We start from the raw sequence: 21,584 nt of genomic DNA, 5'->3' as shown, positions 1-21,584 counted from the left end.
ATAAATTGTAGAGATGTTGGCAGTACTCTTTTCAATGAAAATCAGCCCAAAAAACCGAACATCTCAGTTAGTCACCACCTAACTAACATCTAGTAAACACATTGAATTTCTTAAAGTACTAAGTTTTTAAGCCGAAAAAGGCGCTCCAGTTAAATTAGAGCGCCTTTTTTTGTCTATTGCTGTCTAACAGTAACGGATTCTAGTGCCTGCGACCGCCGAGCCACTTAGCTGCCATGATGCCAAATACAGCGGCAACCACTGGATTGCTCAGAAACTTCATGATAGCTGGTTTATCAGCTAATACATCTTGAAAGATGTCAGGATGAGTGTGATAGGTAAAGGTAGCCAGTTTGCTAACATCATCTGCACTCATGCGGCTGGGGTGATGCGTGGAGAGACTTAATTGTTGCTCCAACTGGCGGTCATTGAGTCCTCTTTCCTTTAACCGCTTGAAGAACTCCCGCGCCACATCATCCCGTTCGCTGGGTTGAATTTGCGCGATCGCTTTTTGCAGTTCTGGTTCCATCTGGCTGACAGGAATGCTGTCTGGATGTAGAGACTTCCCAAACAGTTGACGGCGTTCGTCTCTAGAGGAACGTTGAGCAAAGTCATCAAAATTTTGATAATCGCTGCTAGGATCGCTTGGAGCATCCTGCATCATTTCGGAGTCACCACCAGCCAAATCATTCATGATTTGACGCTTATATTGTTCGCTGCTGGTCATTTTCTTATCTCCTGATTCAAAAGCTAAAAGAAAAAATCGTAAATTCTGGTTAGAGAGGGGATTCACCCCATCTCTACAAATGCACCTTCTAAAGTAGTTAAAGCTAGATGAATTGCCCCAGCTTTCACCGATTTCCCCTTAGTTAAACTAAGCACCTTGATACTGAATCTGTTTTGACTGCTCATCATATTTTGCTGTCAAAATCAGTTTTTTATCTGGCGCATACATCAAAATGGTTAAATCTTGGTTGGGAAAATTCTTGTGGAATCCTTGAGCTAAAGAGCTTGCTAAACTTTTAACTTCGTTAGGACGGACTTGGGGCGTAATCACAACTCCCAATTTGTTGTTATCACGGACGTAGGCATCCTTGACTAATCCTTTCGCTGTCTGGACTACCCAGTTACCAAATTCTTGACCGGCGGCAGTGCTACCGCGTTCCAACTGTTGATATGCGACAATGCTGTTAGCACCGCTACTCGCACCCGGTAGAGCTTTCGGTTGAGTTGCTTGGCTGGCTCCACTACAAGCTGTAGCTGTAGAGAGGAACAGAACCAAGACTAAAGCCGTAAAAGTTTTCCGAAATTGCTGAAGAAAATTCACCTCAGTCTCCTATTAAACTTGTCTTTACAAGACAGAATCAGGGTGTTGCCTGTCTGTGGTATTGGCTGCATTAAATAAGGGAGAAGGTCTAGATGAATCTTTTCAGTAGCTAGACCTCCAAAGTCAAGTATTAGGCGTTATCAACCAAATCTTTTGCCTTATCTTTCACATCTTCTTTGGTGTGACTTACTTGGGCTTCAGCTTGCTTGGCTTTTCCTTCAGCTTTATCTTCTGGATCGCCAGTTATATTGCCGAGCGCTTCTTGGGCTTTGCCTTCGATATTTTTGCCGGTTGCTTTAGCTCTATCTTCAACGCTCATTTTTTTCTCCTAATCTTTCAAACAGTTTTATAAGTTAGAAGATGCGTTAAATTTGCTTTACTGCCGCAGTCTTCTTTTACTTCTATGTATTCAATGTATCTAGTTTTGTTTACATAGCCTTCTGCCCCCAGACAGAAAAAATGGGGATCGCTATTATTACTCTTTACCTATGCTCAAAGAATGAGTATTTCCTACGGCTAAAGGTAGATGATAATTTAAAAAAATTCTTAATTTTTACAATAGGAAATCTTGTCTCGGCTAAAAACGTGGGATTATTATCCCATTCATAAGTTCCCTTCAACACCTCTCTCGAACCTTTGCAGTAAAAGCGCCCCTGCGCTAGAAACAAGCGGCTTCCCAAAGTTGCAGAGGGAGTGCTAATCAAGTAAATGGGGAGAAGTAATTTAGTCCCAAGTACAACTAAAATGCGATCGCTAAAAACTTGGATGACACAATCTCATTTGCAAGCAATGTTGAAGCCGATAAACGAATCAGCGATCGCTTTACCGCTTGAATACAAAAAATAAGAATTGTCAATATTTATTAAAATAATTATGCTGTTGGCGATGAACGTGCATGGCAGTGACAAGTTAGGATTTATTTCTGGCGATCGCTAGATGAGCAAGGCATAGAAGAGGGCAAATGGCTAGGATGAGAGAGAAGAGAGATGTGGTAATCTGCCGACCAAGCTCCAGGCACGAAAAACAATTTTCTTAAAGCTTCTTAAAACTGTATGACGCAATTTTGTCTGCAAGCTCCCTTTCAACCGACGGGCGATCAGCCGAATGCGATCGCGCAACTCACGAAAGGCGTAAAAAAAGGCGATCGCTTTCAAACCCTACTGGGAGCGACGGGAACGGGCAAGACATTCTCAGTAGCAGCCGTTATTGAGAACGTCGGCAGACCCACGCTGGTATTGGCGCATAACAAAACGCTCGCTGCTCAATTGTGTAACGAATTGCGGGAGTTCTTTCCCCCAAATGCGGTGGAGTATTTCGTCAGTTACTACGACTACTATCAGCCAGAAGCGTATATTCCCGTCACCGACACATATATCGAGAAAAGTGCTGCAATTAACGACGAAATTGATATGTTGCGACACTCCGCCACGCGATCGCTTTTTGAGCGGCGCGATGTCATTGTTGTGGCTTCTATTAGCTGTATTTATGGTTTGGGAATTCCCTCGGAATATCTCAAAGCCGCGATTCCCTTAAAGATGGGGCGAGAAGTGAATCAACGCGAGTTGCTGCGAGATTTAGCTTCCGTGCAGTATAGCCGCAACGATGTAGAAATGGGGCGAGGAAAGTTCCGAGTTCGGGGCGATGTGCTGGAAATTGGCCCGGCTTACGAAGATCGGATTATTCGCGTAGAATTCTTTGGAGATGAAATTGACGCCATTCGCTACGTTGACCCCGTAACCGGCGAAATCCTTCAGAGTATGGACGCCGTAAATGTGTACCCAGCGCGTCACTTTGTCACCCCAGAAGATCGGCTAGAAGCCGCTTGTAATGACATTGAACAGGAACTCAAAGATCGGCTGGAAGAATTAGAAAAAGCTGGGAAATTACTAGAGGCGCAACGACTCGATCAGCGCACTCGCTACGATTTGGAAATGTTGCGGGAAGTCGGATATTGCAACGGCGTTGAGAACTACTCCCGACATCTAGCAGGACGGCGTGCGGGAGAACCTCCAGAGTCCTTGATTGATTATTTTCCTAAAGATTGGCTATTGGTGGTGGATGAATCTCACGTTAGCGTCCCGCAAATTCGGGGGATGTACAATGGCGACCAAGCACGAAAAAAAGTGCTGATCGAGCATGGTTTTCGCCTCCCCAGTGCTGCTGATAACCGTCCTCTGAAGTCAGAGGAGTTCTGGGAGAAGGTGAATCAGTGTATTTTTGTTTCTGCAACTCCCGGTAACTGGGAGATAGAACAGTCAGAGGAGCGAATTGTACAACAGGTGATCCGTCCGACTGGCGTACTCGATCCAGAAATTTTTGTACGTCCCACGGAAGGACAAATTGACGACTTGTTAGGTGAGATTAAAGACAGGATTGACAAGCGAGAACGGGTGCTAGTTACTACCTTAACTAAGCGCATGGCGGAGGATTTGACAGAATATTTACAAGAACGAGGAATTCGAGTCCGCTATCTGCACTCAGAGATTAACTCGATTGAGCGAATTGAAATCTTGCAAGAGTTGCGTGAGGGCAATTTCGATGTGCTAATTGGGGTTAACTTGCTGCGAGAAGGGTTGGATTTGCCGGAAGTTTCTCTGGTGGCGATTTTAGATGCAGATAAAGAGGGTTTCTTACGCGCAGAGCGATCGCTCATTCAAACCATTGGTCGCGCCGCTCGTCACATCCGGGGACAAGCCATCCTCTATGCTGATAATCTCACCGATAGCATGATCAAAGCGATTGACGAAACCGACCGGCGGCGGGGGATTCAGATGGCATATAACAAAATGCACAACATTACACCCCAGCCGATTATCAAAAAAGTCAATAACTCAATTTTGGCTTACCTAGATGTTTCGCGGCGGCTGAATTCTCAACAGTTGGAAGAAATTTACGAACAGGCGGACGATTTGCCTTTAGAGAATATTCCAGAGTTGATTACCCAACTGGAAGCGCAAATGAAGGAAGCAGCAAAGAATTTGCAGTTTGAAGAGGCTGCAAAATACCGCGATCGCATTAAGCATCTACGAGACAAATTACTCGGTCATTAAAAACGCTTAAGCGCCTCTCTTTTCTTACTTTGCGTCCTTCGCGTCTAAGCGCTTCGCGCAGGCTTCGCCAACGGGGTTCAAAAATTCAACAGCGATCGCACTTTGACTGGAAAAACAGGGTGAAGAGCGATCGCATCCATACACCAATCAGCCATCTGAAAGCCAAGTTGAGCAATCTTCATAATTGAGTTCACCGACTCAGGCATCACCCGTGCAGCCTATGAACGCCATCACCAACGGCGTTGGCTTAGGATGGCTGATTGATCCCAAGACGAAACAGGTAGAAATTTACCGTGTAGGGCAAGATGTAGAGGTGTTGGAGTTTCCTTTAACTCTATCTGGCGAGGATGTGCTACCTGGACTTGAGTTGGATTTGGATGAGGTATGGTGAAAGCTGATTTTTGGTAAGCGATCGCATCCAACCCGAATGGGATTCACTGCTAGAACATTGCTACACAGATGCCAATTCTCGGTACGATCGGCACCACCTCATTAGTTCCGCATATTCCGGAAGGGCGCTAGATAAGGCATACCAAGGATTTCTGGAAAATTTAGCAAGCGCAATTTTTTGTCATCCCAGCTAATCCCCTCATCCAGAAATCATGCTCTCAAGGAAAATAAACCTTACCCTAAATTTCTACCTTTTGATTGTGGTGAATGGTACTGGCGATATCCGTACAATGTTGGCGAGCGCTGTCTGAAACTTCACTGCCGTCAATGCAGTTAAACTTTATAAGAGGCAACTCTTACTTTGTCGTGCCCGTCTCATAACCCCAACGTTCAGGGTGCCACGAGAAAACCTAGCGTCCCTGGCGGCTCGTGGAGCGTCAATCTGGCTTTGAATCGTCAAATGTCGATTTTTCTCCGGCATCTACCCACAGCCGAGTCATCTCCCCGCGTCATCAGCGGCTGACGACGATCTTCCAGATTAGGCAGTGCTGAAACCAGAAAAATTAAATTTGCATCTGCATCTTCGATCTTGTTTGCAAAGGGCAGAGCTTCTCGATAATGTTGGCAATTCGCGCAGTTCTAATTATGTTCGTAGGGTTGAGATTTCAACCAGTACTTCTGGGCATACTAAGAGTATAGAAGAGCATCATTAAGCTTAGGAATGTAACATATGCTTAATTACGATCGCGTATCTGAAAAAACTGCTCTGAAACCGATGTCTGTTGATTTTACTGTAGCCATTCCGACTTATAACGGGGAAGACCGTTTACCTGATGTCTTAGAGCGACTGCGATCGCAAATTCATACCGAGCAATTTGTCTGGGAAGTTTTAGTTGTTGATAATAACAGCTCAGACAACACCGCCAAAGTTGTTCGAGAATACCAAGCAAACTGGCCTTTCGCTTATCCTTTAAGATATTGTTTTGAACCCCAACAAGGACTTGCCTTTTCCCGTCAACGTGCAGTCCAAGAAGCCAGAGGTAAGTTGATTGGATTTCTTGATGACGATAATTTACCAACATCTACGTGGGTTTCGGCAGCATACACATTTGGGCAAAATCATCCGAAAGTTGGCGGTTATGGGAGCCGCATTTATGGTGACTTGCAAGGGACTCCTCCCAAAAATTTTGAAGAAATCGCTTGTCTGCTCGCTATTGCAGACAGGGGAACAAATGCTCTATGCTACGAACCCCACAAAAAGGTTCTACCACCTGGAGCTGGATTAGTTGTGCGTCGCCAAGTCTGGCTGGAAAGCGTGCCGAAAAATTTTATTCTTCACGGGCGAATTGGCGACAATATGCTGGCAGGAGAAGATTTAGAAGCGCTATTACATATTCAACAAGCTGGATGGGAAATTTGGTACAACCCTGAAATGTGTATTTACCATCGAATTCCCCACTGGCGCTTAGAGAAAGACTATTTAATCAAATTATGTCGCGGCATTGGTTTGAGCCGCCATCGGACTCGGATGCTAAGTTTCAAACCTTGGCAGCGACCCGCCGTTTTTTTTATGTATATGGTTAACGATTTACGTAAAATATTATTTCATCTCATCAAGTATAAATTTTCCTTGAAAGATGATATTGTAGCTGCTTGCCAAATGGAGCTTTTTACTAATAGCCTGATTAGCCCTTTTTATATTTGGAAAACCCGACTACGTACTTATAACATAAAAATTGATTAAATTCTGTGTAGAGAATTTGCCGTTTATATTGTAAATATTCTCAATATAAAAGCTTTACTTTCTCTTCATACAGGGAGTATTCGTCTCGCTTAAACTGGTCTTTAGCTGGCTCAACAGTGAGAACTTTATGGAAGCGATCGCTCTAAAGGCCTAAGCTTTTCTTCCAATCAGTGCTGTTGATACCTCAAAAGGCATTCTCGTTGGCGATTCAAAAACCCTAGGAACTATCGGTAACTTTAATTCTCATACCGTATGAACAATATTACGACAGCAATTCCCTTTGTGGATCTTCAACTCCAACACCAGCCTCTTCAAACACAGATCGAGGAGGCAGTGCGGGGTACGATTCAACGAGGAGATTTTATATTAGGTCAGGCTGTAGCTGACTTTGAGGCGGCGTTTGCCAGTGCCTGTGGTGTGGCTTATGGCATTGGAGTCGCTTCGGGAACAGATGCGCTAGCGCTCGGATTAGAAGCCTGTGGTATTGGTGCTGGGGATGAGGTCATTTTACCCACCAATACCTTCATCGCCACTCTGATCGGCGTTGTCCACGCTGGTGCCACACCGATTTTAGTCGATTGCGATCCTCAAACTGCGCTAATTGACTTTACAGCCGCTGAAAAAGCAGTCACAGCCAAAACCAAAGCGATCGTTCCAGTGCATCTGTATGGGCAAATGGTTTCGCCCCGTCAACTTTTGGACTTTGCCAGCACCCACAACCTGATTGTATTTGAAGACGCGGCTCAGGCTCACCTAGCACAGCGAGAAGGTTATCGTGCCGGTTCTATTGGTAAAGCAGCAGCTTTTAGCTTTTATCCCAGTAAAAATTTGGGTGCCATAGGAGATGGAGGCATGGTCATCACCAATGATGAAGCAGTAGCGAAGAAAATGCGATCGCTCCGCAATTACGGGTGTTCCCGTAAGTATTACCACACCGAACCCGGTACCAATAGCCGACTTGATACCCTGCAAGCCGCTGTCCTCAACATCAAACTCCCTCATCTTGCCGAGTGGAACCACTCACGTAACCAAGCAGCCCAGCAGTACGACGCCTTATTGAAGCCGCTGGCAAACTCTGGAATTTTCCCCATCCAAAACCAAAGTGGCAACGGTCACATTTATCACCTTTATGTTGTTCGTGTCACTGAAGCTTGTCCCCTCGACCGGCAGACGATTCAAGACAAACTAGCGGCTGTTGGTATTCAAACCGGCATCCACTACCCCATTCCCTGTCATCTTCAACCCGCCTTCGAGAATCTCGGCTATCAAGCCGGAGACTTCCCCCAAGCCGAAGCTCTAGCACTGGAAATTTTATCCTTACCGATGTATCCAGGCTTAAGCGATACCCAAGTCCATCAGGTCATTGATACTTTGCAAACCTTGTGTGTGAGAACCTGATGAATTTTCAATGTAAAAAACGCTAAGAATAATGATTCTAACTTTGCGCTTAGCTTTAAAAAAGCTTAGAAAATTAAGGTCAAACTATGCATTTTGAGCGAAAGATTCCGATTGCCATTGAGCGTTACTTGCTAGAAGGAACCATTGTTGCTTTGCTGGTGATTCTGTATGCTCCACTGTTATGGCACTGGTACGATGGCTGGTTGAACAAAAATATCAGTATTGAACATGAATATTACAGCCACGGTTTAATTGGGTTGCCTTTTGCCGCCTATATAACCTGGTCAAATCGACAACAATGGCGTCAGTTACCAGATACAAGTCATCCACTAGGCGCAGCCTTGCTAGCCTTGGGCGGAGTATTTTATCTCAGCGGCATTACTGACCTGATAAATTTATCCTTTCCTGCTGTATTAGCTGGACTTTGTCTGTGGCTGAAAGGAGTTCCTGGCTTCAAACTTCAAGGCTTTCCTTTGTTACTCGTATTTTTGGCAACGCCGACCCAAATTCCTTACTTACTAGCTCCCTATACCTTGCCCCTCCAGCGATTCATTGCTGCAACAGCTGGTTTCATCCTGACTCAGTTCGGGATGAATGTTACTGTCAACCAGATTTACTTATTCGTAGGCGGACGAATTGTAGAAGTTGCGCCTTTCTGCGCTGGACTTAAGATGTTATTCACCAGTCTTTATGTAACCTTGATGTTGCTTTACTGGACGGGTGCTTGGGCATCTCGTACGAAGACGATTTTGTTAGTCGTCGGTGCAGTAGTCATTAGCGTTACTGGTAATATCGTCCGCAATACGCTGCTAACTTTCTTTCATGGTACTGGCCAAGAAAAAACTTTTGATTGGCTGCACGAAGGCTGGGGCGGTGATGTTTATTCTGCCTGTATGTTGGGGTTAATTGTGCTTCTACTCAATGCGATCGATCGATATATTTCAGATGAGCCTCAGAAGGATGAAGCATGAAACTGCCCAAGAAATTGCAGCGCTTTCAATTTTCTAAAGTCGTCTTACTGAGTTTTCTTGTCGGACTGATGGCAATTGGCGCAGTTCCTAGTTACTTGACAGGACGCTGGTCTTGGGCAAATCCCCCACGAGTGACCAACCTCCAACAACTCAAAAATATACGGCAGGCTGGTCTATCGCTTCCCGGCTGGCAGACTCAACAACAGGATACCGTAACGATTGGCGGTCATAAATGGTCGATTCAGGAACTCCAGCAGGATGAAAAAACCCAGGTAACTTTGCTGCTTTTGCCTCAAGAAGATCGCAAGGCTCAACCAGAGGTTGAGTGGATGGATATTAATGGGTTTAAAGAGTGGCAGACCGATCAAGAGCAGCGGTTGCAGTTTAAGGTTGAAACTCAAGCACAAACGGGAACCCAAAACACTACAGAATCTGGAACTTCTGCTACACGTCCGACATCTTCCGATGTTAAAGCTCGTTTCTTTCGCGGTTGGACTCGGCAGCAGACCTTCGCCGTGCTTCAGTGGTACGCTTGGCCTGGAGGAGGCAATCCGTCTCCTAGTGGTTGGTTCTGGGCGGATCAAATGGCTCAATTGCACCGTCGCCGCTTGCCTTGGGTTGCTGTTAGTATCTTGATACCGATGGAGCCTTTGGCTGAGGTTGACACAGCTCTACCACTGGCTAAATCGCTCGGTCAAACGGTTCAAGCTGCTTTGATGAAAGAGTTATGAGTTGAGAGTGGGAGGAGAAATTTGCTTGACTCGCTTGGATTTGAAGAATGAATTTACTGATAACTACACTCTGTGCAATCTGTGCAACTTTTCGAGATGTGCAACTTTTTGAGAATTGTCACCCTTGATGCAACCCGGTGGAGTTTAGAAGCCAAACGGCTTTCTAATGGGTAGAAGTTTATCGCATCTTGAGCCAAGGATGTTGGAAGGGAACCTAAAGCTCCATAAGGGTTTTAGGATTTGCAATCGTGCCAGTCTAAAACATCACGGGATGAATTTCTGGGGAGGAACTTCAAGACGCGATCGCTTTGTTGTGAATGCAAAGAAAGTTGCACAGTGAGTTATAACTGATAAATTTGATGATCGGTTCCCTAAGGTCTTAGTGAATACACTTATGTCTCGCACTTCTGGAGGCCGGTTGCACCGCTTCGCCGCCTTCTTTCTCTTCACTCTCCACACGACTGTCTACACGTTGCCGAGTAGTGTCCTACTCTGGATGCTACACTCAGGGACTTTTGCTGGTAGAGGGATGAGTCAAGCTTTACCCACCTTACCCAACTCGGTTGCGCCTCCCCTCCCGCCTCCACCTCCTCTCCCTAACACCAACGAGAACATACAATCGCCGGTGGTGATTCCAGCAGCTCCTATCGATCCCACCAGTCCGCCGCCACCGCTGGGTTATCCATCACCTCAGCCGTTTGAGGGACAGCCGACCCAGTTTAATAATCGCTACCTGCTAGGCACGGGAGATACGATTTCGGCGTTGGTTGAGCGTTTTCCAGACTTGAGTTTTCAAAGCGTCATTGACGCGGAAGGAAACATCGCAGCACCCCTGTTAGGGAAAATACCTGTATTAGGTCTGACTCTGGAAGAAGCCCAGGAAAAAATTCGTTTGGGCTTAAACCGCTTTGTCATCGATCCCGCCGTCACTGTAACTCTGGCAGGTCAACGTCCAGCCCAAGTTACTATCAGCGGCGAAGTCGTTAGACCTGGTTTTTACACCCTGGCTCCTGGCGCTCAACTTTCTGCGGCATTGCTAATCGCTGGTGGCAGCACTAATCTCGGAGATCTGCGATCGGTTTTGGTGCGTCGCGCCCGGATCGATGGCTCGACAATTGAGCAACGGGTTGATTTGTTTACGCCGCTGCTAAATGGACAGTCACTCCCCAATCTACGCTTACAAGATGGCGATGCAGTAGTCATCCCGAAGCTAGAAGTTGCCACGGAGCAAAACTACGATCGCTCGCTAGTTTCTCGTTCTACTGTGTCTCAGCAGCAGATCAACATCCGAGTTTTGAGCTACGCTGGTGGGGGAATTGGTAGTATTAGCTTGCCCAACGGTAGTACATTTGTTGATGCTTTAAGCGCGATTGGCCCTAGCCCAGATAATTCTAACCTGCGAAATATTGCCCTGATTCGATTCGATCCCGAACGCGGCAAAGCAGTGACTCAGAAAATAGACGGGAAAGCAGCGCTACTGGGAAACATTGCTCAAAATGTCCCCCTAAGGAACAACGATGTCATTGTGGTGGGCCGTAACTTGGTTGGTAAAATCACTTATGCCTTGAGTACTTTTACTCAACCTTTCCGGGATATTTTGGGATTCCTGCTATTTTTTGACCAGCTAAGAGAAAGTGCTACCGATCTGTTTGGTCCGACGACTGATAGTAACAATAACTCCGACTAAAGAAGCTGGTAATAAATGCTACCTGAAACCAAAAATATCTAAGAAAATAAATGTTAGAAAATATCAAGCCAAAGCAGCAAAATAAGAAAAATATTTAGCGTGAACTTTTGATTTCTACTTGTTTCTACTCCTGATTTCCTCATTAGCCCCTAGGCCCAAAAACGACCATGACTCCTCCTATTGTTAAGCGTTATCTGATCGCCCTAGATCAACATAAATGGATTGGATTAGCTGGTTTTACTATCATTATCGGTGCGTCAGCCGTCATGGGTATACAACCAGCACCAGCTCCTGTTTTCAAGGCCACAGGGGTGCTGGCTTATAACGGGCCGATTGCACCATTTTCAACGACGACGCAAGCGATTCAAAAGCAGGGTCAAGAGCTGAATGAGGATACGCTGCTAGCAGAGAATGTGGTCAAAGCAGCAGCAACGCGCGTGAAAGCAGACACAGCACAAATTGCTAAAAATGCGAAAATAAAGCTGCCGGAGGAGGACGGACCGAAGGTTATTCAAGTTTCTTACAGCGATAGCGACCCGAAGCGGGCGGGTGCTACCTTGGAAGCGCTAATGCAGGGAATGGTGGAACAGAGCCGTTTGATTAACAGCTCCCGGCTACGAGCGATTATTGACTCCATCAGTGCCCGGTTATCTCCTGCTGAGATGCAACTTAAAGAGGCGCAACAGAGACTAGAGCAGTATATCCGCCAGGAGGGACCTGCACTGGTTGCGGCTCAGGATGGGAGGACACTGGGTGCAATTTCTGGTAGCCAAGAGCAGCAACGTCAGCTTCAGATGACTTTGGAGGGAATTGACACCCAAATTCGCAGTCTGCAAAACAAGTTGGGTTTGACGGCGGCTGAAGCTTACACGTCTTCTGCCTTGAGTGCTGACCCAATTATTAACAGCTTGCGATCGCAAATCCATCAAACTGAAACCCAACTGCAAATTCTCAGCCGGGATTTGCGGCAGGAGCATCCTCAAATCATTCAGCTGAAAAAACAGTTAACAGCCTACAATGAACTGCTATCGTCGCGAGCATCGGAGGTGATGGGTGGAGGCGGTGTAGCAGCACCCTTGCCCCCCAGCCAAATTCGGAGAGACAGCAGCCTCGACCCCACGCGGCAAGGTATGGCAAACACGCTGGTAGCTTTACAAACCCAGCGCGAAACGCTGCAACAGCAACTACAGGCTAGTCGCAAAACCGAGCAGCAACTCCGTGCTGAATATGTAAAAATCCCCAATAAACAGCTGGATCAAGCCCGACTACAACAGCAGGTTCAGCTCAAACAAGGTCTGTACGATAAGATGCAGGTGGCATTAGTAGATGCCAAGGCAGCAGAAGCCGAGACGGTTAGCAGTCTCACCATTGCCCAACCGCCACAAGTCGCCGCTAGCGAGCAGAAGAGTCAAAGCTTACCGATAACGGTAGCCGTGGGAGCTTTGGTCGGGGTATTAGTGGGTGGCGGATTGATTTTCCTGTTAGCGATGCTGGATGGCACGTTCTACACGGTCGAGGAAGTGCGGGCGGCACTACGACAACGGGATGTGCTGGTGCTGGGTGAAGTGCCTTTCGTTGCCCTCCAAGATCCGCAATTGGGCGAAACGCCAGTTCTGCTCCAGCAGGATTCTGTTTATCACGAGTATTACGAACGCTTCCGCAGCAATCTGCGGCGAGCAAGCGATCAACCCTTGAAAGTTGTGTTATTGACCAGCACGATTAGCCAAGAGGGTAAGACAGTCAATGCTTATAACCTTGGAATCGCATCGGCTTGTGCTGGCAAGCGCACTCTAGTGATAGAAACTGATTTGCGATCGCCTTCTGAGTCCAAATTCCTGAAAGTCTCTCCCGATCCGGGTGCTAGTCTAGAACCCCTACGGTACTACACTCAGTTAAGTGAGTGTATCCGTTTAGTTCCAGATATTGAGAACCTATACGTGGTGCCTAGTCCCGGCCCGGTACGTAATGCTGCTGCCATTTTAGAATCCAGCGAACTCAGGCGGCTGATCGAAGATGCGCGAGGTCGTTTTGACTTGGTGATTCTCGATACCCCTGCCTTAAGCCGGTGCAACGATGCTCTCCTATTGGAACCCTACGCCGATGGTATCGTGCTGGTGACTCGACCCGGTTTCACCCAGGAGAGTATTTTGGTAGAGGCAGTCGATCAATTGACCGAAGCAGAACTACCACTGGTGGGAGCGCTCATCAATGCGGTAGACACGCCAGTACAGGTTCCCAGCGCGAACAATGAGGACATTGAAGCCGACATAGAAGAAGAAGAAGAAGAAGAATTAGAACCTTCCCCTTCTCGGTCAGAAAAAGTGCCAAATGAGTACATTAAGCGCTAATCATCGCAAATCTGGGTTGGATATCCGTCCCAGATGGAAACCGCTAATGACAAATGGCTAACCGCCCATTGTAGAAAGGTAATGAGCAGTTAGCCATTCGTAAAAAACCAAGCTGTAAAGCGTCTAAAAAAACCAGTTTAGATTCTTGGTTGTAGCACAGGAGAAGAAGTGACGGCTTTTCCTGTTTTCCTGATTTTCAAAATATGCAGTTCCGCCAAGAACCGCTTGCTAAAAAGTTTGCTGTTCTGGATGATTGTCCGAATTGGAAGAAAACAATCCCAACAGCGGTGCTAAGATTGCCCCGAAAACAAAGCCACCAGCGTGTGCCCAATAGGCAACTCCACCTTGCTCCATACCAATATTCGCAGGCGCATTCAGACTCGCAACACCATAAAAAGCCTGCTGAACAAACCAAAAACCGAGGAAGAAAACAGCAGGAACGCGAATCGTGGTGAAGAAGATACCCAGAGGAATTAATGTTAGCACTTGTATATTAGGGAATCTGAGAATGTAGGCTCCTAAGACACCCGCGATCGCGCCACTGGCCCCCAAGGAAGGAATGCCAGAGTTCATTGAAAAATACCACTGAGTTAAAGCCGCTAGAATCCCGCAAGTCAGGTAAAAAATTAAGTACCTAACGTGACCCAGCTTGTCTTCAACGTTATTGCCAAAAATCCAGAGGAACAGCATATTACCGGCAAGGTGTAAAAACCCGCCGTGCAAGAATTGCGATGTCACCAGTGTCAGCCACTCCGGTACCGGCTGATTCACGGGTATGCCACTAAAGCTAGCAGATAACTCTCTAGGAACCACAGCGGCAAGGCGAAAAAAACCTTCCAGCTGTTGTGGAGCCAAAGTCAACTCATATATAAAAGCCAAAATATTCGCAGCAATCAGTCCATAAGTGACATACGGAGTGAGGCGTGTAGGATTATCATCACGTAAAGGAACCACAGGCGTCTTTCCTAACTATCCAAGCAAAAGCTGGAAACAACATAACTTAATTTCTTCCTAGCTGTCTTTTCACCTCTGGATAGATATCTAGTATGAGAGGCTCTCGGTGAGAAGGTAGAGGCAATAAATAAACCCCTCTAGGGACATTAGAGGGGTTTAATCATGGTGCATGAAGAAATTATTGTCAGACTACCAGCCCTGTGCAGCCTTTTCCATGACATAGGCAGCAACATCCTCAATTTGCTGTTTATTCAGACGTCCTTTGAAGGCTGGCATAGCATTTTTACCATTCATTACCTGGTTGACAATGGCATCCATCGAGTACATCCCATACTTGTCTAGGGCATCCTTCTTTAAAGTTTTATTAGCCATAATCACGTTACCGCCGCCCACATGGCAAGCAGCGCAGTTAGCGCTGAAAATTTTAGCACCACTGACTGTATCAGCTGCATTGGCTGGGCGAGTTAAGGCACCTGTCAACACCGCAATCGTCAACAGTAAAACCGATAACAGTTTCCTCAACTTGATTCTCCTCTTCTTAACAGGTACAGTCATAAAAAAAAGCCTTGCAGAACTATTCTAAGCTTCTTCAAGGCTTTTTCTATCACCAAAGAGGAGAAGAAATCTTAAACCTCAAGGGTGATTATGATTGAATTGCCAGCCTAAAGGAACGATTCTATTAACCCTCGACGGTAATTTTACCAACCATCCCAGCGCCTCTGTGAGGTTGACAATAGTAGGTATAGGTGCCTGGTGGTGTGTCAGCGGGGAAAGTCGTTTCGTAGGATTCTCCTGGAGAGTTTAGCAACTTGGTGTGAGACAGATCCTTAGCCAGCGCTTTATCTCCGTTTGGCACTCCCTTGTCATCAAAAACAGCATTATGGGGAGCTAGTTTATTATTGACAAATTTTACTGTGTCACCCGGCTTGATTGTGAGTTTAGCCGGTTCAAACTTCAACATCCCGGCATCTGTGCCCATTTTAATCGTATAGGTTTCTGCTGATGCAGGAGAAGCTGACAACACAAAGCTAGAGACTACTAGCAGAATTGTGCAAATTAGTAAACCTAAGCTTCGTGGAATTGCCATTCTCAATCTCATCGTTTCCTCCCAAAATTGTCAATTAATTTTGTTTAGTAGTATTTTAGCTTTAACGCTTACATTCTGTAGAAAATTAAAGCATTTTTGCTTTCTATCAATCGGAGGCATTGGCAGATGCATCATGAATCGGCACGAAGATCAGAAATCATTTGTACCCCATCCCGGTGCTACCTGCGCGGCTCTAAGAACAAAGGCTGCTATCGTTTCCACCTCCTGTCGCGGCATCCAACTTTCCGGTACTTGACGACACCAAAAGCTTTCTTCGCTCCCGTCGTAGGTCATCGGCTGTCGAAGGAAAGCCACGATGCTGTTGATGGTGTCGCGGGGTGGAGTGGCACCATTCAAGTCCTTCAGGGACAAAGACACGGCTGGATTTGGCAGGGTAGCACCGCCGACATGACAATTTAGACAGTGTTGTTCAAATAACTGCTTCCCTGCCGAGAAATCTTCCACAGAAAACTGGCGAGTCTGACCTTGCCCATCTAAGTCTAGGGAAATTGGTTCGGTAACTCGCAGGTACTGCCGAACGTAGGAGGCTGCGGCTTGAGCCGGTAAACTCACCATCCAGACGCCCCAGCAGATGCCCAAAATCAAAAATAAACGGCGAAGTGAGAAGAATTGACGCAGCATTGACCGTGTTACAGATTGACAAAATGTAAAAATTATGAGTTATGAATGCATTCAAAATTCATAACTCATAATTTTACTTAGCGCACGGCTTTACCGCCTCCCCACTGTTCGCCGAGGATTTTCGGCTGTAGAAGGATATGACCGCCGATCTTAAACAGGTCATCATCTGTGAGATTTCTCATCACCGTATAAATATCGGAACTCTCTATGCTGGGGTGTACTTCAGAGATTGCAGTTTCCCCATCGTAGGTCGTGGGATGATGCATATAATCCACCAGAGCGGCAATGTTGTCGCGCGGTGGGGTTGCCCCAGCCAAATCGTCCGGACCTAGACCGACGTTGAAATCAGTCTTGGTAACGCCCCCAGCATGGCACGAAGCGCAGGCATAGTTAAATAGGCGTTTGCCTTCGGCGACTTGTTTTAGGTTTAATGTCACCTGCTGTCCTCGATCGTTTAATTTTACAGTGCGAACTTCGTCAGTTAGTTCGACTGCCATTACCTGAGTGACAAGCAATCCGAAGGTGAAAATTACAGTGGCTAAAGCCAGACTTATGTATCGCTTAAGCATGGTTCTCCTTAAGAAATTTGGTGCGAGTTTTTGATCCACAACACAGCTGGACTCAATCTTAGTAAGCCGACCCCTAAGTTGCAGGCTTCTCAACCAATCATCTGGACAAAAAGAAGCAAGCCGATTGCCAAAAAGGAAAATCGACTGTTGGGACTCAGGATAGTTGGTCGGGATTAATTTTACCCTCCGTCCGTGCCCGATCCCTGCTTTTGAGACAGAATCTTAGAAATGATGGCCTTGGCATCCTCCAGAGCCAGACGGCTCTGTTGGGTTTTATAGGCGATTCCCAATTGTTCGCACAGCTTGAAAACCTCCTCTACTGGGAGGTTATAGTCTGCTGCGATTTCGGCAATGGACAGGTCTGCAAAACCCATGATGATTGAGAGAGATTGAACCGCTCTAATATCAATATCATCCCACTCTTGCGGTCGCTTTCCCTTCCCTGTCTAGTTGCTTGGGATCAATCTAGAAACTGGACGCTCGGAGTCGATCGTTTCTGACAGGGGAACGGGGGGCGGTGCAGGGGGGAGAAATTGGTGTAGCCGAATGAGTTGGGCTAGGGTTTTCTTTAACTGAGTGCGGGGCACAATGGCATCTACAAAACCGTGCTGGAGCAAATACTCAGAAGTTTGAAAATCATCGGGGAGCTTTTCTCGCAAGGTTTGTTCGATTACGCGACGCCCTGCAAAGCCAATTGTGGCTTTTGGCTCTGCGAGAATGATGTCTCCCAACATGGCAAAAGAAGCCGTGACACCGCCTGTTGTAGGGTGAGTGAGAACCGGGATATACAGCAGTCTGGCTTCTTGATGACGCTCCAAGGCTCCGGAGATTTTCGCCATTTGCATCAGACTTAACATTCCCTCCTGCATCCTGGCACCGCCGGAGGCACAGACAACCACGACCGGCTTTCTTTCCCAGGTAGCTCGTTCAATCAGGCGGGTAATTTTTTCTCCGACGACAGAACCCATGCTACCGCCCATGAAGCGGAAGTCCATGACACCGAGGGCGACAGGCAAGTTTTCCAATTGCCCCATTCCTGTCTGCACGGCGTCCACCAAGCCAGTTTTGTCTTGAGTTTCTCGCAAGCGATCGCAATATTGTTTGCGATCGCGGAACTTCAACGGATCGGTGGGAAACACCTGTTCATCCAACGGCATCCAGGTATTGGCATCAATCAGCTGGCGGATGCGTTCATCGCTGAACACCCGGTTGTGATGGTTGCACTCCAGGCAAACCATATTGTTTGAGCGGAGGTCTTTGGTATAAGCAAGGACACTACATGCCTCGCACTTTGTCCACAGCCCATCCGCAATCTCACGCTCTTGCCGCTGTTCACTAATTGGCTCTGATTTTCGTCGATTTGCAAACCAATCAAATAGAGACATGAAAACGGTTAATTCCTCTTATTAAAATGATTTTCCTACGCTTTAAGCTTGCTCTTCCTGAATCGGACTCAATAATAGCAGAGCGGCCCACCGATCCTGCGATCGCACCTGTAAGGCAGTAGGACTCCCCGCACCAAAATAAGGTGCCACACCGAGGTCGAGAATCCGACTAGGAATTTGATGAGCCGCTAGCATTTGCTGCATTAATTCAGCTTCCCAGCGAGCGCAATTTGTTTTTAGGGTAATCCAAGACACTGGAATATCTTACAATACGGCAGTATTGCGGTAAATCAGGGCAGGGGGAATGCGTTAATTGAGGGGGAAAAAGAGTTGCAGGTAAGCAGACCAAATCGCCTCACCCCAAAAAGCTGCCAAAAGCGCTCCCAGTGCTAGGAAGGGACCAAACGGCATGGGGCGGTGCCGGTCAAGCCAGCCAAGCGCGATCGCTCCCCCACCGGCAAAGGCTCCCACTACACAAGCCAAAAACCCAGCCAGTAGCAAATTCTTCCAGCCCAACCAGGCTCCCATCATTGCCGCCAGTTTAGCATCTCCTCCACCCATTGCCGCTCGTCCAAAAGCGATCGCTCCCCCAAAAGCAATGATGTCAAACAACCAAATTCCGACTACACCACCCACAATGCCTGACATCAAATGATTTGCACTTTCTGCCCAACTTGCTGCTGGCAGAAAACCGGCGATCGCCTGAAACACTAAACCCAAAATTAAGCCGGTTTGAGTAAGTGGATTGGGCAATGTCATTGTGTCTAAATCGATCAGCGATAGTGTTAACAACCAGCTAAAAAAAGCCCAATATCCTAGCGTTTGCACCGAAATGCCAAACGTCAAGAAAACTAGCAAAAACAACATCCCTGTTGCCGCTTCTACCAGTGGATAGCGCCCGGAAATCTTGCTTCTACAGTGGCGACAGCGCCCTCGTAACCGCAGCCAACCGACAATTGGGACATTTTCACCTTTACCCAGTCGATGCAGGCATTGTGGGCAACGAGAAGGGGGCCAAAGAATCGATAAACCTGCTGGCAAGCGATAAACTACCACATTGAGAAAACTGCCAATTGAGGCACCCAATGCAAAAACAATCGCAGCAGCAGGCAACGCCATCAAATCATCCATAGCAATTAGTTATCAGTCACGGGTCATGAGTCATGGGTCATTAGTAGTGGGTCATGACTCATGACTAAGGACAATTTAGACTAATCACTAATATATTTCCGACTCAATTTGACTAAAAGGCACAAAACATTCTTGCGGCAACAGAATCGGTTTGCCTGCAAAAATCAGCTTGCCCCGATAGGTATACCGATCGATTGCCACCCCTAGAGGGCGCTGCATACGGTCTGGATGGACTTCCGAGTAAGTCCGATAGATTTGTCGAGCTGCTCTGACGATGCTGGGGTCTAGCAACACGGGGATATCTATCCTTTCCGTCCGATTTTCTAACCGTTGCTGTGAAGCGTAAACCACTCGTCTACCCCTGTTATTTGAGCTAGTCTATAATCTACCCGTGCAATTCCTGCAAACTGCAATAGGTATACCAATTTTTGTTGCAGTTGAGGATGAAATTTTCTTAAGGCTTTTCTAGTGCTTGGATTAATGCATTGCCCATTGCACTGCACCCTAAAAGATTCATCCCCTCAGACATAATGTCACCCGTGCGATCGCCGCGCTCCAGAACTTGCATCACCGCTTGCTCAATTCTGTCGGCAGCAGCAGGCTGATCTAAGCCGTAGCGCAGCATCATCGCTGCACTCAGAACCTGCGCCAGCGGATTTGCTTTATCTTGCCCAGCGATATCGGGGGCAGAACCGTGGACGGGTTCAAAGACACCGGGGCCAGATGCACCTAAACTGGCAGAAGGTAACATTCCAATACTGCCAGTAAGCATAGCGGCAGCATCAGACAGGATATCACCAAATAGATTACCTGTCACAATTGTGTCGAATTGTTTAGGCCAGCGAAGAAGTTGCATAGCAGCGGCGTCTACATAGAGGTGAGACAATTCCACATCTGGATATTCTTTAGAGAGCGCAGTGATGCGATCGCGCCACAACTGCGATACTTCCAGCACATTTGATTTATCCACCGAACATAGCTTTCCACTACGTTTTTGCGCTGTCTCAAAGGCTACTCGCCCAATCCGGTCAATCTCTGATTCCGTATAAGCCATTGTATTGACGCCGCGCTTCTCGCCTGTTTCCGTAGCAAAAACTCCTCTCGGTTCCCCAAAGTAGATACCACCAGTCAATTCGCGCACCACCATGATATCAACGCCCTCGACCACTTCCCGTTTCAAGGACGAAGCATCCACTAACTGGGGTAATATTTTGGCGGGCCGCAAATTGGCGAATAAGCCAAGACCAGCCCTGAGTCCTAGTAAACCCGTTTCCGGGCGTTGATGGCGAGGGAGGTTATCCCACTTATAACCGCCAATAGCAGCGAGTAAAACAGCATCGCTATTGCGGCATGTTTCCAACGTTTGGGCGGGTAGCGGTTCTCCCGTAGCGTCAATCGCCGCACCCCCCACAAGGGCTTCTTGAAATTCAAACTGAATCTCAAATTGTTTCCCGACAAGTTTCAACACGTCTACCGCTACTGCCATAATTTCAGGGCCAATGCCATCGCCGGGAAGTAGGGTAATACGGTAGTTCTGCTGTGTCATAGGTTGTTCAAAACTCTTGCGAGTTATTAATCATACAGGGGAAATGTACCTGAAAAACGTTCAGATTCAGTTACAATCTGCCCAGCTAGAGCTAAAGCCCAGCTAGACCTAAATAGGTGCGGGAATACCAGCAATTCCTCTGATTGCTAACTTTCTGCCAAAAAAGAAGGCGGTGAGGGCAGCTAGGAGCGGGATGTCTGAGAAGTTGGTTATAACACCATCCATAATGTAATGGGCAAAGCATTCAGTCAATGCTGCTAACAAGGAGAAATTGCCGCTCGAATCGCTTCGTCTCTATAAAATGCCAATACTATTTTTCAGCATTTTATCAGCTCGATATCGGATGATTTATGTGCCATTGTCGAAGTTGATTTAGGACTCGTGTCTTTTACTAACTGGCTTTTGAACCTCTTTTGAATTTATTAAATAGTTGCAAGTAAGAAAGTTCAAGATGAAAGAATAAAATATCTAAGGCTGATTCGCAAGCAAATTTATTAAATATTTTTTCAATAAATGATGTAATGTATTGGAGTTGTGAATGTCCAAAAAAACAGTAAGCTTTATTAAATAAAATTAATTAAAATGCTTGCAGAGAATTATTAAAGATTACAGGCGTGCTATTTGAGG

The 21,584-nt window shown here is 46.7% G+C and carries 21 protein-coding genes and 1 pseudogene; 8 read left to right on the top strand and 14 right to left on the bottom strand.

Annotation, left to right across the window (positions count from 1 at the left end; translation table 11 throughout):
* Positions 1–199: 199 nt before the first annotated feature.
* The 3 genes from NDI34_RS13770 to NDI34_RS13760 all read right to left on the bottom strand — a co-directional run bounded on the left by NDI34_RS13770 (position 200) and on the right by NDI34_RS13760 (position 1,643).
* Positions 200–724 carry a hypothetical protein gene (locus NDI34_RS13770; protein ID WP_190414265.1) on the bottom strand — a complete coding sequence of 175 codons (525 nt, stop codon included), beginning with the start codon at positions 722–724 and terminating at the stop codon, positions 200–202.
* A gap of 147 nt (positions 725–871) precedes the next feature.
* The gene (locus tag NDI34_RS13765; RefSeq protein WP_348232926.1) at positions 872–1,324 is read right to left on the bottom strand and encodes a hypothetical protein; all 453 of its coding nucleotides are present in this window, start codon (positions 1,322–1,324) and stop codon (positions 872–874) included.
* A 130-nt stretch (positions 1,325–1,454) separates the two neighbouring features.
* A complete protein-coding gene (locus NDI34_RS13760) occupies positions 1,455–1,643 on the bottom strand; it encodes a CsbD family protein (protein WP_190414269.1) in 189 nt (62 codons plus the stop codon).
* A gap of 733 nt (positions 1,644–2,376) precedes the next feature.
* Here NDI34_RS13760 and uvrB point away from each other — a divergent pair.
* The 8 genes and pseudogenes from uvrB to NDI34_RS13720 all read left to right on the top strand — a co-directional run bounded on the left by uvrB (position 2,377) and on the right by NDI34_RS13720 (position 13,643).
* Positions 2,377–4,374, top strand: a complete 1,998-nt coding sequence (uvrB, locus tag NDI34_RS13755; RefSeq protein WP_190435877.1) for an excinuclease ABC subunit UvrB — start codon at positions 2,377–2,379, stop codon at positions 4,372–4,374.
* Between the two features lie 229 nt (positions 4,375–4,603).
* Positions 4,604–4,765, top strand: a pseudogene (locus NDI34_RS13750) (Uma2 family endonuclease); the annotation flags it as partial.
* A gap of 774 nt (positions 4,766–5,539) precedes the next feature.
* A complete protein-coding gene (gene hpsE / locus NDI34_RS13745; RefSeq protein ID WP_348232939.1) occupies positions 5,540–6,508 on the top strand; it encodes a hormogonium polysaccharide biosynthesis glycosyltransferase HpsE in 969 nt (322 codons plus the stop codon).
* A 252-nt stretch (positions 6,509–6,760) separates the two neighbouring features.
* The gene (locus tag NDI34_RS13740) at positions 6,761–7,906 is read left to right on the top strand and encodes a DegT/DnrJ/EryC1/StrS family aminotransferase (protein ID WP_348232925.1); all 1,146 of its coding nucleotides are present in this window, start codon (positions 6,761–6,763) and stop codon (positions 7,904–7,906) included.
* 86 nt (positions 7,907–7,992) lie between these two features.
* Complete coding sequence (crtB, locus tag NDI34_RS13735) at positions 7,993–8,877, top strand: cyanoexosortase B (protein ID WP_190414275.1); 885 nt, start codon at positions 7,993–7,995, stop codon at positions 8,875–8,877.
* Positions 8,874–9,608 carry a cyanoexosortase B system-associated protein gene (locus NDI34_RS13730; RefSeq protein WP_190414277.1) on the top strand — a complete coding sequence of 245 codons (735 nt, stop codon included), beginning with the start codon at positions 8,874–8,876 and terminating at the stop codon, positions 9,606–9,608. The genes crtB and NDI34_RS13730 overlap by 4 nt, the downstream gene beginning before the upstream one ends.
* Positions 9,609–10,002: 394 nt before the next feature.
* Complete coding sequence (locus NDI34_RS13725) at positions 10,003–11,295, top strand: polysaccharide biosynthesis/export family protein (protein ID WP_348232924.1); 1,293 nt, start codon at positions 10,003–10,005, stop codon at positions 11,293–11,295.
* A gap of 167 nt (positions 11,296–11,462) precedes the next feature.
* Positions 11,463–13,643, top strand: coding sequence for a lipopolysaccharide biosynthesis (locus NDI34_RS13720; RefSeq protein ID WP_348232923.1), 2,181 nt, complete (start codon positions 11,463–11,465; stop codon positions 13,641–13,643).
* 228 nt (positions 13,644–13,871) lie between these two features.
* On the opposite strand, the gene NDI34_RS13715 is transcribed toward NDI34_RS13720, so the two are convergent.
* The 11 genes from NDI34_RS13715 to leuB form a co-directional block, all read right to left on the bottom strand.
* Positions 13,872–14,597: a rhomboid family intramembrane serine protease gene (locus NDI34_RS13715; RefSeq protein ID WP_190414281.1), complete on the bottom strand. Its 726-nt coding sequence runs from the start codon at positions 14,595–14,597 to the stop codon at positions 13,872–13,874.
* A gap of 189 nt (positions 14,598–14,786) precedes the next feature.
* Positions 14,787–15,119, bottom strand: coding sequence for a cytochrome c6 PetJ (gene petJ, locus NDI34_RS13710; protein ID WP_190414283.1), 333 nt, complete (start codon positions 15,117–15,119; stop codon positions 14,787–14,789).
* Between the two features lie 157 nt (positions 15,120–15,276).
* Positions 15,277–15,696 (bottom strand): plastocyanin, encoded by a 420-nt coding sequence (gene petE, locus NDI34_RS13705; RefSeq protein ID WP_190414285.1) that lies wholly within the window; start codon positions 15,694–15,696, stop codon positions 15,277–15,279.
* A gap of 138 nt (positions 15,697–15,834) precedes the next feature.
* Complete coding sequence (psbV2, locus tag NDI34_RS13700; protein ID WP_190676646.1) at positions 15,835–16,326, bottom strand: photosystem II cytochrome PsbV2; 492 nt, start codon at positions 16,324–16,326, stop codon at positions 15,835–15,837.
* A gap of 77 nt (positions 16,327–16,403) precedes the next feature.
* Entirely contained in the window at positions 16,404–16,895 is a 492-nt protein-coding gene (gene psbV, locus NDI34_RS13695; RefSeq protein WP_190414289.1) for a photosystem II cytochrome c-550, read from the bottom strand.
* A 179-nt stretch (positions 16,896–17,074) separates the two neighbouring features.
* Positions 17,075–17,269 (bottom strand): translation initiation factor IF-2 N-terminal domain-containing protein, encoded by a 195-nt coding sequence (locus NDI34_RS13690; protein WP_190414291.1) that lies wholly within the window; start codon positions 17,267–17,269, stop codon positions 17,075–17,077.
* Between the two features lie 72 nt (positions 17,270–17,341).
* Positions 17,342–18,280 carry an acetyl-CoA carboxylase, carboxyltransferase subunit beta gene (gene accD, locus NDI34_RS13685; RefSeq protein WP_190414293.1) on the bottom strand — a complete coding sequence of 313 codons (939 nt, stop codon included), beginning with the start codon at positions 18,278–18,280 and terminating at the stop codon, positions 17,342–17,344.
* Between the two features lie 42 nt (positions 18,281–18,322).
* Positions 18,323–18,535, bottom strand: coding sequence for a hypothetical protein (locus NDI34_RS13680; protein WP_190414294.1), 213 nt, complete (start codon positions 18,533–18,535; stop codon positions 18,323–18,325).
* A gap of 54 nt (positions 18,536–18,589) precedes the next feature.
* Positions 18,590–19,411 (bottom strand): prepilin peptidase, encoded by an 822-nt coding sequence (locus NDI34_RS13675; protein ID WP_348232922.1) that lies wholly within the window; start codon positions 19,409–19,411, stop codon positions 18,590–18,592.
* An 87-nt stretch (positions 19,412–19,498) separates the two neighbouring features.
* Positions 19,499–19,762 carry a hypothetical protein gene (locus tag NDI34_RS13670; RefSeq protein ID WP_190414298.1) on the bottom strand — a complete coding sequence of 88 codons (264 nt, stop codon included), beginning with the start codon at positions 19,760–19,762 and terminating at the stop codon, positions 19,499–19,501.
* A gap of 103 nt (positions 19,763–19,865) precedes the next feature.
* Positions 19,866–20,957: a 3-isopropylmalate dehydrogenase gene (leuB, locus tag NDI34_RS13665; protein ID WP_190427273.1), complete on the bottom strand. Its 1,092-nt coding sequence runs from the start codon at positions 20,955–20,957 to the stop codon at positions 19,866–19,868.
* Between the last annotated feature and the right edge of the window lie 627 nt (positions 20,958–21,584).

Source organism: Trichocoleus sp. DQ-U1 (assembly GCF_039961925.1).
In the GTDB taxonomy this organism is placed as follows: Bacteria; Cyanobacteriota; Cyanobacteriia; order Cyanobacteriales; family FACHB-T130; genus FACHB-T130.
Note: the sequence above shows the minus strand (reverse complement) of the source record. Positions and strands in the feature narration are given on the sequence as shown.

Coding starts and splice junctions, on each gene's coding strand:
- accD (WP_190414293.1), bottom strand. CDS start 18,280: ATGTCTCTATTTGATTGGTTTGCAAATCGACGAAAATCAGAGCCAATT.
- uvrB (WP_190435877.1), top strand. CDS start 2,377: ATGACGCAATTTTGTCTGCAAGCTCCCTTTCAACCGACGGGCGATCAG.
- hpsE (WP_348232939.1), top strand. CDS start 5,540: ATGTCTGTTGATTTTACTGTAGCCATTCCGACTTATAACGGGGAAGAC.
- leuB (WP_190427273.1), bottom strand. CDS start 20,957: ATGACACAGCAGAACTACCGTATTACCCTACTTCCCGGCGATGGCATT.
- crtB (WP_190414275.1), top strand. CDS start 7,993: ATGCATTTTGAGCGAAAGATTCCGATTGCCATTGAGCGTTACTTGCTA.
- NDI34_RS13675 (WP_348232922.1), bottom strand. CDS start 19,411: ATGGATGATTTGATGGCGTTGCCTGCTGCTGCGATTGTTTTTGCATTG.
- NDI34_RS13760 (WP_190414269.1), bottom strand. CDS start 1,643: ATGAGCGTTGAAGATAGAGCTAAAGCAACCGGCAAAAATATCGAAGGC.
- NDI34_RS13770 (WP_190414265.1), bottom strand. CDS start 724: ATGACCAGCAGCGAACAATATAAGCGTCAAATCATGAATGATTTGGCT.
- NDI34_RS13725 (WP_348232924.1), top strand. CDS start 10,003: ATGTCTCGCACTTCTGGAGGCCGGTTGCACCGCTTCGCCGCCTTCTTT.
- psbV (WP_190414289.1), bottom strand. CDS start 16,895: ATGCTTAAGCGATACATAAGTCTGGCTTTAGCCACTGTAATTTTCACC.
- NDI34_RS13730 (WP_190414277.1), top strand. CDS start 8,874: ATGAAACTGCCCAAGAAATTGCAGCGCTTTCAATTTTCTAAAGTCGTC.
- NDI34_RS13690 (WP_190414291.1), bottom strand. CDS start 17,269: ATGGGTTTTGCAGACCTGTCCATTGCCGAAATCGCAGCAGACTATAAC.
- NDI34_RS13720 (WP_348232923.1), top strand. CDS start 11,463: ATGACTCCTCCTATTGTTAAGCGTTATCTGATCGCCCTAGATCAACAT.
- NDI34_RS13740 (WP_348232925.1), top strand. CDS start 6,761: ATGAACAATATTACGACAGCAATTCCCTTTGTGGATCTTCAACTCCAA.
- psbV2 (WP_190676646.1), bottom strand. CDS start 16,326: ATGCTGCGTCAATTCTTCTCACTTCGCCGTTTATTTTTGATTTTGGGC.
- petE (WP_190414285.1), bottom strand. CDS start 15,696: ATGAGATTGAGAATGGCAATTCCACGAAGCTTAGGTTTACTAATTTGC.